Here is an 11,817-nt window from a genome sequence, read left to right as displayed (position 1 = left end):
CTGGTCGCGGGCGGACTCAACACGGCACTGACCAGCCTCGTGTACTTCATTGGCCTGACAGTCGTTCCGTCAGGGGTTTCATACACAATGGCTTGGCTGGCCGGCCTTGCATTCGTGATGGTGTATTACCCCGAGCGGGTGTTCCTCGGTGGTCGGACGGGGATTGCCGACAGGCTGGCGATGGGAGCTTCGGTGATTGCCGTCTTCCTGATCGGACTGGCAAGCCTGCACCTGCTCGAACGCGCGCTGACAAATGCAACGGCTGCGTTTTTCATCACGCTGGTCATGACGACCATTCTCAATTTCGCTATTTCTCGCTGGATACTTCGAAGAACATGGTGATGCAGAGTCAGACTTCAGTTCGCCAAGCGTCGATCCTATTTGCGATATTCTGTGCGATATATTTCTTCGAGTTGGCGTCGTTTCCACTTTCGATCGATGAAGAATTAGCTGCGTTTAGAACTGATGCTTCGGTATGGGTCGCGCAAGGAAGATGGGGGGCATATCTCATCGAAACCTTCATTATGCCTCAACCAATCCTTCCCTTCATCACCCCAGCCATTTTTGGCGTTGGTTGTGTTGTCGCATACCTGTTGGTCATGGACATGATTGGACAGAGCGAGCTCTCTCTGACCGAGTACGCGTGTTTCGCCATCTTCTGCGGCTTCCCCACGTGGTTCTTCATCGTCGAGTTCTACTCGAATATCGCTGCCGTCGGCATCGCCTTTGCATTCATGACCTTTGCGGTTTGGCTCGCCATCCATCAAAATGGTTCGAAACCGATACTCCAATTCTGCTGCGCGATCGCGGCAGGTGCATTTGCGTTCTCGATTTACCAGAGTCTGGCGCCGGCGATGCTGACGATGGGCATTGCCATTGCCGTGCTGCGTGCCCTCCGCGGATCCGAAGAGTCCTTTCCGAAGAATCTCGTTCGGATCGGCTTCCTGCTCATCGGTTCGCTGATGCTCTATGCTGTCGGCCTCATCGCCTTCAAGGCTTTCATCACGCTCAAAAGCGAGTATTTTGACTCGCTATTACAACCTGCGGTTCTGCTTCAGCAGCCCTTGATGGTCGCCTCGCGCGCCTTCACCGCAATGGCCGATACTATCGGTTTGCGCGAACATGGTTATGGCGCGACCCTCTGGGCAATTCCACCATTGCTCGCCCTGGGTGGGGCGGCAATTTTCTTCGGACTATCGCGCCAACGGATGGTGTTGACCGCCGCGGCAGCGGTTTCCCTACTTGTTCCCTTCGGCCTGCATCTCGTATCGGCCGGGAACATGCCGATGCGCAGTCTTGTAGGGGTACCAATCGCTATCTGGCTTTTCACTTACGCTGCGGTGGACAGCCGACATTCCAAGCTGCGTGTTCCAGCCCGTGTCATGCTTATGGCGGCGCTGTTTCAGATACTGGTCATTCAGAATTCCTACCAAGCATCCAGTTATCTCGCTGGCAAGCATGACGCACTGCTTGCTGCATCGGTCCAGCAACGTCTGTCCCTGGCACCGGGATTTGATCCCAAAATCACGTATGCCTTGAGTACCTTTGGTTCCCGTCCATTCACAACGGTCTACCCGAGGCCGGATAATTCGACAGTCGGACATTCATTCTTCGAGTGGGACGGCGGCAATCCGTGGCGAATTGCCTCCTACATGCGGCTGCTCGGTTTCACCAATTTGACCGGAGCAACGCCCGAACAGGTCGATCAAACTATCGTACGACTTGCGACCCTACCTGTGTGGCCGGCGCCCGGTAGTGTTCAGATCGACGGCAGTATTGCCCTGGTAAGGTTGGGGGAGACGCCCAGCTATGCAAATCAACAGGCTCTGAAGCGGGCAGGCAATCGGTAGGCAAAAGATCGATGCCCGATCTACAGGCAGTTGCAGCCTCGCCCTCGCTTCCATTTGCCTTTCCGAAACGGGTGTATGTATGTGGCTGACAACTATTGTCGTATCGTCAGCGCCTGGGCCGTCGGGTACTCGGTGGTTGCGACAACTAGTGGTGGCTTGACCTTCTACGCTTAGCGCATGGGCCCGCGAAAGTCTGTCTATCGCACAGCAGTAAATGGTACTGGAAGCATAACCAACGTGGACCGAACTCCAAAAGATTCCCGCCAATATTAGGATGGGTGATTAGGATGGGTGACGGCCGTTCCCGCCTACCCCATAAGTAACCGTGCAATTGGCAACACGTGATCACGATAGGTGATTGCGTGTGTATACCGCCCGGTCGATACGCGATCGCGTGCTAACTTCTCCCAAAAAGGCACGAAGTCGTCCGACCAATGAAAGTCTTGTCGATGCAGCACTTCATGGGAAAACGAGTCTGGCGCTTCTGCCAGGACACGGCGCGCCTCGTCAGCCAAGGGTGCATAGGCGCGAACCGCGTTTAACTTCCGCTCGCGGGCATCGGCATCCAGCCTTACTTCCAGAGCTTCGCACCCAGTCACGCCGGGCACGGCTGCCGAAACAAGGTGGTCAGTCATTGCAATGCCAGCTTGCCTGAGCCGCATGCACACTGACGTGCCGATTGCCGATGTCAGATCGTGAACTGGATTGTAGCCATCGACTGCATCGGACACGACGGTTACGGCATCGGCTCCCTCCGCAGCGTTGAACACCGCGTCGGCAAATTGACGAAATGGATCTGGATCTTTGGCAAGGATCGCGTCATACCACAATCGATCGCTCATTGCGCCGAACGGCTGACCTGCCTTTGCCCCTGCACGAGCAACCACTTCCGCCGAATAGGACGTTCTCGGTGCCTGGCTTCCACCCGAGCCATCCGTGAGGATGAAAACCTCAGGGCTGACGCACTCCATCCAATGGAAAACTCGCAACTCATGCCCGGGGTGCGCTAGAACCAGCAGTGTCTTCATCGGATGCAAGCTTTTGTCCGTTCTGGTACTTGAGGGGGTGCTAAAATTTGCGTGTCCTAATAACCAACCTTTTCGTCAAGGGATACTCCGGGTCTGAAAACGTCGTCGAACTGCTAGCCACCGGACTGCGACGAGCCGGCCATCAACCCATGGTGTATGCGCCTCTCTTGGGTAGTCAGGCGGACAAGCTGCGCCAACACGGCATTAGCGTCGTCGACAGGGTGTCGCAACTAAATGAAATGCCGGATGTCATACACGCGCAACAAACAACGCCATGCCTGATCGCCATGGCGCGTTTCCCCAACGTACCAGTGGTCTATTCCTGCCACAGCTCATACTTCACTGTGGACGCCGTGATGCCACATCCACAGATCCGCGAAGTGATCGCAGTGGACGAACGATGCGCTGCCAAATGCCGGGAAGTTGGTGTCGCTCCCGAGCGGCTTTCAATCGTGCTGAACGCCGTTGATCTTGATCGATTTGCCCGACGAGGCCAGCTGCCCCAGACTCCACGGAAAGCATTGTTGCTCACCAAGAATCGCGGCCATCTAGAGAAGGTTCGCGGAGCTTGCGCAAAAGCCGACCTCCAACTCGACGAGTTGGGGCCGGGTACGCAAAACTTCAACCCAGCGATCGAAACCGTTTTGGGCGACTACGATATTGTCTTTGCCACCGCGCGCATGGCACTCGAGGCGGCCGCGGTCGGCTGCTCGGTGGTCGTCTGCGATGAACGTGGTTTCGCAGGAAGGCTGACCAACGCCAACCTCCCTAAATGGCGGCTGATGAATTTCGGCGTCGGGATACTAACGCAGCCAGTGACGCGGGATGGCCTCGCACAAGCAATCGCCCAATACGATGCAACTGACGCCAGCGCCGTTACCGACGAACTCCGTTTGAATGTCGGCCTAAACGACTTCATAGAAAGCCATCTCGACATCTACAGGCGCGCCCTTAGTCGGCCTAGCCCATCGCCTGAGGCGTCCACGCTGGCGACGGCCCAATGGGTCGAGGAGTTGGCCGTTACTAGTGCGACGCATCGGAAGTGGAAAGCTGTAGCCGCCGAACTCGGCATTTACGACCCACCGGAAGCTGCGATATCTGAACAAGTCATTGTCGAGATCATATCTCGCCAAACCGACAAGATTGCACAGGCCGAGACCCGGCAAAGTGTGGCCATCGATGACAAATTGGCTAAGGCCGAAACCAAGCAAGACCGTTTGCTCCGGGCGTTCGATGCTAAGTTGGCAGAGGGCGCGACCAGACAAAGCGACATGCTCTTGGCAATCGATTCAAAGTTGGCCGAGCTCGATAAAAAATTGACAGGTCAAAAAGCAGGTTTGGAGCTCGAGCGCAGGCTGAAACAAGTGTTTGTGCCCAAATTTCTGCGTTAGAAGGACGGGAGCAAGAGTGCAACCGCCACCAATCACGCCAATAACACAAAAAAATCCCGCCACTCGCGGAGTAACGGGGCAAGATAATCTGTCCAAAGCTCTGTTGGCAATCACCAATTAACATATTTCGGGCGTCGGTTGAAAACTATTCGCGTTGAGTACTGACCTGAAGTGTAGCTTTTTGGCGCTCAATTTCGCAACGAAATCGGCTCTTTCACCGCAGCTCAATATGCTACCCTTGGCGCCCTAGGCGTCGGCTTGCCGTGACTCTCCCACAAGCGATCAATGCGCAGATTGGTGCCCTCGACTGAGGTTTTCACCGCGCCAATAGCCTCAATCACTTGATCAGTCGCTCGCGGTGACCCGCCTTCGTGACGCAAGTCTCGGCGACATGCAGCTTATGCGCCGCCAAGTCGGTCTGGCCGCTTCCCCTTGCCTGCTGCCTCACGAATAAGGCCCCGGATACGCCACAGCGCTTCGAACAGCGCGCCGAAGAGCAGCAGCGCGAAGACGACCATGCTTTCGGTTAGGATCATCCCACCAGCCCTCGCAGCCCGACGGTGAGCGTCAGCGCCTGAACGTACAGCCAAACTCTCATGGCCGCACCCCGCACAGCTTCGGCACCTTCTCATTCTCGGCCAAAATCTGGCGCGCCGTACCTTCCGTTAGACGGTCATCGACGGACGGCCGCACTGGTCGCGCCACGTCACAATAGTTGCCGCTAGAAACGCATCCACTCGCGAAGACGAGTGTCGACGCCAGCAGGTTCGAGGCGATCCACTTCATCTTCGATTTTCCGTGCTTTCTTGATTGTCTCGAGGCGGTGCTCGGTCTGGGTCGCCGCGGCGTCCTGCCGCCCTTTGGTGTATGCAGCAAACAGGATGGCCAACACCACACCCGCAGCAGATAGCCAACCAGCAATGCGCGAGCAGGCTGCAGTCCACCGAGCAATCATGCAGTCGCCCTTTCACGCTTCACCAGGCGATAAACGCCATAGCCAACCGCAGCCACCAGCACGAAAGCCAACGCCCACTGCACCGGCCCTGCGCCAGCCGCCATGCCGCCAATCGCCGACAGCAGGCCGCCCAACGGCGCCGAGGCCTCCGGCTTCTTCGGCGTCTCAGTAACGCTGGTCTCGGCCCGCGGAGCCTTGGGTGAGCCAACAGGCGCTACGGGAAGATCAGTCGTGCGGCCTGCTGCCATACGACGGCATTGCCAACGACACCGAGAGCAGGCTGGTACTGGCCCTTCGGATCCTTGTCGGTGACCCGGATGGTCCAGCCTCGGCCGTGCTTGTTCCATGTCTTAACGCCTCGCAGGTAGCGCATGCGCTCTTCGGCGTAAGCCTTGATAAGTTCGGACAGACCGCCAGGGTATGCCTCGACAGCCGCAAGCGTCTGGCCGCCAACTATGCCATCCTGGTCGATGCCGAACACCTTCTGCAGGCGCTTGACGACCGTCGCCCGACCGGAGTTCACACCGTAGTCGAAGGACATGTAATCGAGGCCGACCGGAAGCAGATCGCCGCCGGACTGCGTCCAGTAGGACTTGCGGTAGACGTCTTCGGCCTCTGACAGGGTCAGCGCCTTGACGTCAGCCGCCGTCACTGTCTTGCCGCAGTGGGCCGCAAGCATCTTTCCGGTAACGCCATGTTTCGTGCCGACAAGCTGCCGTTGACCCAGTAAGCGCTGCAGGCAGAGTTTCTTTAGCCATTTCGTTGGCCCTTGTGGAATTGGTTGGTGCGCCAGACGTACCGAAACAGCGCAATACGCACGGCGAGCTAGGGAGTTAAGCGATCTTCACAGGGGGGCGAAAATGACGGCCGATCTGAAGTCGTCTCGCAGCGACAATGACCTTCAAAGACGCGCTGTATATTTCCGTGGTTCTGGGGGTCTCGGGTCGATCACATGGCACCTATTGACCATTTGAGCGACATTACAGAGCCCCGATGGACAGACCTGTTTACATTGCCGTGGCGCTCGGAACGGCCAGCGGCCTATTTTGGCTGGCCGGGTGTTAGGACATCTGGTTAATGATCCGATCAGCCTGGACGAGGGCAAGTGCCCGCGCGTCAGGAGCGCTGATCGCACCATTTTGGTAAGCCGCAAAAGCTCGAGTTGCCGATCGCTTGATGGTAAGCGTGTTCGACGGCATCTCGGTCAACATGGGAACCGGCACGCCTAACGTTGATGATGCGCCCCGGTCTGTCGGGATGACGATACACATCCCGCTAGGTGCCAGATCCGATGAATTCGCTCAGGATCAACAACGTTCGTCCCCCGGCGTTTTATTGTCGGAAGGGGTCACCTGGTCAAGCCAGCCTATGAAACTATCAACGGTGCCGGCGGCTATTGCGCCTTAGTGCAGCTTCGGCAGCAGGCGCGTCAGAACGCCGCGGAACTTCTGCCAAGTGGGCATCTGCGATGTTGCTACCGGAAGCTCAAGTCTATGACGCACACCATTCTGGGTGAGAAAGGCGACATAGCGATCAAACAATTGCGTGTAGCGCGACTCGAAGGCGTCGAAATCGGCCGAAGCGAACAATTCATCAACGTCAAATCTGTCGATGTGGTCGACCCGACGATGTGGGATCCGCATGAGTTCAGCCATTTCGCTCGTTCTAGAGTCGTGCGTAACGACAAATGCCGGTACGCCATTCGTCAACGCAATAAGGTTTCCATGAAACCGCGTGCCGATCGATGCATCAAAATTCTGTATATATTCATCCCAAGACTTCAGATCAAAAAAGCTTCTGAACTTCGAACGGATATGTGCAGCATATTCCTGGGGACTCGCACCAAGATCAAAACGGTTTACAAGCGTCCGCATGACCGCAAGGTCGTCAGTTGTTGGATCATCGCTAAGTTGGACCGTCATCTCAGGGGTTTCGTTCTGAAGGACGTAGTTTAGGCCTTTCTCCAACGAGAGCCGCAGCAGCGCGCGCTCCACCATCTTGGCGGCTTCAGGCGAAACTGAATGTTCGACAACATTGCTCGATCCATTCAAGGACAGCCTAAGGTCGTTAGCAGCGTGCGTGCGCTTGATCCTCAACTCACGTTTCTGCGTTCGATACAGACTGGGGCAACCGAGTGGTTCCACACTTTTGAAGCCCAGGTCATTCATGATCTGGGCGGTGAAGTCTCCACGAACACCGATCACCTTGCTGCGGTCCGCTACAAGCTGAAGCAACCGCATGGTGCCGGCAGGAATACCATCCATCCGCGTGCCATCGGCTGCCGGCGCCTGCGCGCCCAATCCAACCATCATGCAAGGCAGCGTGGTGGCCTCGACAAAATCCGCCAAGTAACCAAAATCGAAATCCTTAAACAAAAAATTTGCCGAAGGAATAAGAATCATATCGAAGCGTTCGGAGGCTTCCTTTGGGTTTATATCATGGCCGTGATAGAAATCAGATAAGCAAATCTCCTCTTTCAAAGACTGACCGATGAGAAGATTTCCAGCATTACTTCCATAATACTCGAACTGTTGCTGCCACGATATTGTAACATCGGAATGCGGGGCAATCGGCGCCCCGAGAAAAAGGACCTTCATTCAAAAAATTCCCACGGCTCAAACTCACTATCGCCACTGCACCTCACGCTTCCGCGTGTTAGAGCATTTTAGATAGTCATTGGAAACCCTCTACGGTTTCAGGTATCGGTGTCGCTTCAACGGGTTTGCCGCAGAAGTGGAGGACGCTTCCAAATGGACGATGAAGCATTCGAAGGTGTCATGTTGTTCCCCGTCCGGACGTCACGGAATGGGATCAGCATCCCGAACTGGACGTTGGCGGATGGCGGCCATTCATCTGCGCCGACCTTCGCTTGATCTGGGACACCTTCACCCCGGAGCAACGCCTCGTGGTTGCCGTAAACTTGCCCTTGGTGTCGGCTTGCCGTGGCTCTCCCACATACGATCGATGCGCAGGTTGGTGCCTCCGACTGCGGTTTTCACCGCGCCAATGGCTTCCAGGCTGAAGCCATTTAGGCCACAAAGACGCCTACGCCCCGCCTCGGTGGTCCAGGCAATCGCCTATTGCTTTTCGTTAGAAACTGCGACTAAGGATTGCATTAGAGGGGCAGCATACTCCCTGGGCCTTACTCTATGGCGTTGTACCAACTAGGGGCGGGGCATTCCCGCGCCGTCTCGAACAATCTGGCAATATCGCAGGTATTCGCATTTCGCTCGACTAGCGCGCGATCATCCGTACCTTGCGGCATTGACGATCGAACTTGATTTATCCGAACAGACGGTCGACGGGCTGTTCGTTGCAGCTGGCAAGATCATCTAGCCGCACGAATAGAAGCTATGATGACTTAGGATGCTGGCCAACCAAGTGCTGATGCGGTATCTCGCATCGATGCAGGGGGCACTTATGTTTCGGCCAGACATTCAGGGGCTGCGGGCTATCGCAGTAGTTGCGGTCCTGCTTTTTCACGCAGGGGTCTCGACCTTCCCAGGTGGCTTTCTAGGCGTGGATGCGTTCTTCGTGATCTCAGGTTATCTGATCACGCGAAACATTCACCGAGACGTGAATACCGGAGAATTCAGCTTCCTGGATTTCTACCGGCGCAGGCTTGTTCGATTGGCTCCAGCAGCTTTTGTTACCATCCTGCTTTCGCTCTTCGCTGCTTATCTGTTGCAATCGCCTGACCAAGTTATTGCTCTATCGCAATCGGCAATCGCGGCGGCATTCGGGCTATCGAATTTCGTTTTTTGGAGCCAAGTCGGTTACTTCGATCTCGCAGTTTACCAAAAGCCCTTGCTGCATACATGGTCCCTCGGCGTCGAAGAACAGTTCTACCTGATTTGGCCTGCAGTGCTCGTGTTAGGTCTACGCCGCAAGGGCTTGAAGTTCGTTGTTTGGTTGCTAGTCGGCGTCTCCTTGCTGTCACTTGCAGGAGCGCAGCTGCTGCTGAATATCGCCCCATCGGCGGTCTTCTACCTCATGCCGTTCAGGCTATTTGAATTTGGCCTCGGGGCATGTCTTGCGCTATCGCCTTGGACCCCAAGCCTAGGGCGTATCGCTGGGACCGTGCTGCAAGGAATCGGCTTGGCCCTCATTGGCTATTCATTGTGCGTGATGACCACCGAGACGCCGATGCCAGGAGTTCTGTCACTCATTCCTTGCGTTGGCACTGCGTTGGTGATCCTTGCTGGGCGTAGCAATCCAACATTCGTCCTCACCAACCCTCTTATGCAGTTCGTGGGAAAGGTTTCGTACCCGCTTTATCTCGTGCATTGGCCACTGGTTGTTTTCTTCCCGAACGTCCTGACAAATACCTTGGGATATGTCGCGTTGTGCCTCGCACTCGCGGCGTTGGTCCATTGGCTAGTTGAAGTACCTGCAAAACGACATTTCACCTCTGGTCGTCGTCTGGCGTTTCCGCTCTCGATGGTCTCTGCGGCGTCTGTTTCGTTGGTTGCTTTTCACGCGATCGCGACTGAGGGATGGAGATTTCGCCTGCCTCCGGAACTTCAGAAAATTCAGACCGCGCGAGATATGTGGCTGGAAAGAAATCCAGTTGTTCGGGTTGGGGAATGCTTCCTAGTGGAGGCCGCGAGTTTCGATGAGTTCAACCAGGCTACGTGCCTCGCACTGGCGAATGATCGGCCCAATGTGCTTATTGTTGGCGACAGCATGGCGGCTGACCTTTTTAGCGCACTGGGCACTGCGTTCCCTGGCGTAAATTTTCTTGAGGCGACATCGGGCAACTGCACGCCGGTCCTCGAAACAAAAAAGGGCGGCAACTGCAAGGAGCTACTTGATTTCGTTTTTCTCAAGTTCATCGACGACGTCCGGCTCGATGCAGTCGTCTTGAACGCTAGCTGGGGGTTCAACGAGCAGCACACCTTGGGAAAAACAGTGCAGCATCTGCGCGCCAGAGTCGGCAAGGTGATAGTAGCTGGCCCGCCAGTTCGGTTTAGAGACGGCGTCCCAAATCTGATCTATGAATCGGGACTCATTTCAGTGCAGAAAATCGAGGCCTATGTGCTCGAAAGACGACATCCTGGAGATCAGGTTAACCCGTTCCTTGGCGAGTGGGCCAACGATGCTGGTGCAAGCTACCTAGATATCCACGCTACGATGTGCGGGTCGAAGTGCCGGATTTTCGATAGCGAAGGGAAACTGATCTTTCTGGATTTTGGGCATCTGACGTTGGCCGGCTCTAAGTACCTGGCCGGTATCATTTCATCCCAATGGGCTGAGACGTTTACTTTTGTGCAGCCTGCCAAAGAGGGGCTAGAACTCAAGGCGTCTCAATAGCCGAAGACGTCTGTCGCAAGTCCTACTGGACGCAGTCTGGTGGCGACCTGCTGCCGGCTGGCCTCGACTATTCGTCTCTTGACTACGGCGTGAACTCTGGCCCTGCGACCGCGGTTAAGCGCCTGCAGAAGGTGCTGGGCATTGACCAGGATGGCGTTGTCGGCGGTCAAACACTCGCGGCGATCGACGTTTATCCAGGCCGTGTCTCAGAAAGCAAGCGAGGCAAAAGTTCAGGCAATTTTGCGAAGCAGCTAGCGTGTTCGCTCACTCTGTTTGCGGAAGGCGCCTCGACTGGCTATGTACGCATAAGTATCTGACGCAACCTGCCTGGAGATTATCGTGGAACATACCTTTTCGTTTTTGGCCGAGGCAGAGCGAGTTGCCACCGAGACACGCGATCCAGTCAAAGCAATGGTGCCGCTGCGTAAGTTGAGCCTCGATGATTTTGGCTTGTTCATGATCTCATTGCCGAACAAACGCTATCCTGCGCTCTCGAACGTCTTGCCAAACATGGCCAGCAACCACATTCAGGAAACGTGGACAGGCGCTAGCGGCGTCGAATTGCTGAAACAGACGTTGGCGTTTACCCGCATCGTCGAAAACATGGTCGTTCGCCACACGGGCAGAACTCTCCACGATGCCTCAATTCTCGATTTCGGCTGCGGATACGGCCGCATCCTTCGGATGATGTATTACTACTCGGATCCAGAGAAAATCTGGGGTGTCGACGCTTGGGACAAGTCCTTGGCTACTTGCAAGGAAGTTAGACTACTTGGCAACTTCGCCCAATCGGATCGGGTGCCTATCAATTTGCCGGTCGGAGACACCAAATTTGACGTGGCATTTGCATTCTCGGTCTTTACGCATCTAGCGCCAAGCGCAGCGATCGCCTGTTTAAATGCAGTTCGAGAACACATGGTCGACGGCGCAGTCTTCATTCTAACCATCCGCCCAATCGAGTTCTGGCCCTACATTGACGCGGCTCGAAAGACGAAACACCAGTCCACGTTAATGCAAGCTCATCGCTCGAGTGGCGTCGCCTACCTGCCCCATGGGGGCGTCGAAGGCGAGACCTATGGTGACACTTCCTTGACCTTTGATTTCTTCAAAGGACATGAGCGATGGCAGTTTCTAGGATACGACCGCTCTGTCTTCGACACCTTCCAGACTTCCGTGATCCTTGAGGCAAAGTGACGGCTATGTCTTGCCGGCGGCCACAAACAGCGCGTCGACCATCGCTTCTGATAGCCCTAGTTCAATCGCGAGCGCCCACAAGTAGG

Annotated in this window: 11 protein-coding genes; 6 read left to right on the top strand and 5 right to left on the bottom strand. The window is 55.7% G+C overall.

Translation table 11 applies throughout. The features are described 5' to 3' along the window. Positions 1-87 precede the first annotated feature (87 nt). Positions 88-342: a hypothetical protein gene (locus tag J1C56_RS15685; RefSeq protein WP_214390993.1), complete on the top strand. Its 255-nt coding sequence runs from the start codon at positions 88-90 to the stop codon at positions 340-342. Continuing rightward, the gene (locus tag J1C56_RS15680) at positions 336-1,850 is read left to right on the top strand and encodes a glucosyltransferase domain-containing protein (RefSeq protein ID WP_214390992.1); all 1,515 of its coding nucleotides are present in this window, start codon (positions 336-338) and stop codon (positions 1,848-1,850) included. The genes J1C56_RS15685 and J1C56_RS15680 overlap by 7 nt, the downstream gene beginning before the upstream one ends. Positions 1,851-2,158: 308 nt before the next feature. On the opposite strand, the gene J1C56_RS15675 is transcribed toward J1C56_RS15680, so the two are convergent. Further along, positions 2,159-2,878, bottom strand: coding sequence for a hypothetical protein (locus tag J1C56_RS15675; protein ID WP_214390991.1), 720 nt, complete (start codon positions 2,876-2,878; stop codon positions 2,159-2,161). 47 nt (positions 2,879-2,925) lie between these two features. Here J1C56_RS15675 and J1C56_RS15670 point away from each other — a divergent pair, with 47 nt between their 5' ends. Further along, a complete protein-coding gene (locus J1C56_RS15670) occupies positions 2,926-4,269 on the top strand; it encodes a glycosyltransferase family 4 protein (RefSeq protein WP_246591424.1) in 1,344 nt (447 codons plus the stop codon). 721 nt (positions 4,270-4,990) lie between these two features. Here J1C56_RS15670 and J1C56_RS15665 read toward each other — a convergent pair. The 4 genes from J1C56_RS15665 to J1C56_RS15655 form a co-directional block, all read right to left on the bottom strand. Further along, positions 4,991-5,224 carry a hypothetical protein gene (locus tag J1C56_RS15665; protein ID WP_214390989.1) on the bottom strand — a complete coding sequence of 78 codons (234 nt, stop codon included), beginning with the start codon at positions 5,222-5,224 and terminating at the stop codon, positions 4,991-4,993. Next, positions 5,221-5,358: a hypothetical protein gene (locus tag J1C56_RS32920; RefSeq protein WP_246591422.1), complete on the bottom strand. Its 138-nt coding sequence runs from the start codon at positions 5,356-5,358 to the stop codon at positions 5,221-5,223. The genes J1C56_RS15665 and J1C56_RS32920 overlap by 4 nt, the downstream gene beginning before the upstream one ends. A gap of 80 nt (positions 5,359-5,438) precedes the next feature. After that, positions 5,439-5,903 carry a glycosyl hydrolase 108 family protein gene (locus J1C56_RS15660; protein WP_246591420.1) on the bottom strand — a complete coding sequence of 155 codons (465 nt, stop codon included), beginning with the start codon at positions 5,901-5,903 and terminating at the stop codon, positions 5,439-5,441. A 724-nt stretch (positions 5,904-6,627) separates the two neighbouring features. Next, a complete protein-coding gene (locus tag J1C56_RS15655; protein ID WP_214390988.1) occupies positions 6,628-7,821 on the bottom strand; it encodes a polysaccharide pyruvyl transferase family protein in 1,194 nt (397 codons plus the stop codon). A gap of 769 nt (positions 7,822-8,590) precedes the next feature. On the opposite strand from J1C56_RS15655, the gene J1C56_RS15650 reads away from it, so the two are divergent. Genes J1C56_RS15650 through J1C56_RS32915 form a run of 3 tightly spaced genes read left to right on the top strand, consistent with a single transcriptional unit; the run spans position 8,591 to position 11,731 of the window. Next, positions 8,591-10,537, top strand: coding sequence for an acyltransferase family protein (locus J1C56_RS15650; RefSeq protein WP_214390987.1), 1,947 nt, complete (start codon positions 8,591-8,593; stop codon positions 10,535-10,537). Continuing rightward, the gene (locus J1C56_RS33455) at positions 10,534-10,854 is read left to right on the top strand and encodes a peptidoglycan-binding protein (RefSeq protein ID WP_338001462.1); all 321 of its coding nucleotides are present in this window, start codon (positions 10,534-10,536) and stop codon (positions 10,852-10,854) included. The genes J1C56_RS15650 and J1C56_RS33455 overlap by 4 nt, the downstream gene beginning before the upstream one ends. 22 nt (positions 10,855-10,876) lie before the next feature. Then, positions 10,877-11,731, top strand: a complete 855-nt coding sequence (locus tag J1C56_RS32915) for a methyltransferase domain-containing protein (protein WP_214390986.1) — start codon at positions 10,877-10,879, stop codon at positions 11,729-11,731. Positions 11,732-11,817: the final 86 nt, after the last annotated feature.

It is taken from the genome of Aminobacter anthyllidis (assembly GCF_018555685.1).
Taxonomy (GTDB): domain Bacteria; phylum Pseudomonadota; class Alphaproteobacteria; order Rhizobiales; family Rhizobiaceae; genus Aminobacter; species Aminobacter anthyllidis.
The sequence above is the reverse complement of the archived record's forward strand: the minus strand, read 5'-3'. Positions and strand labels throughout refer to the sequence as shown.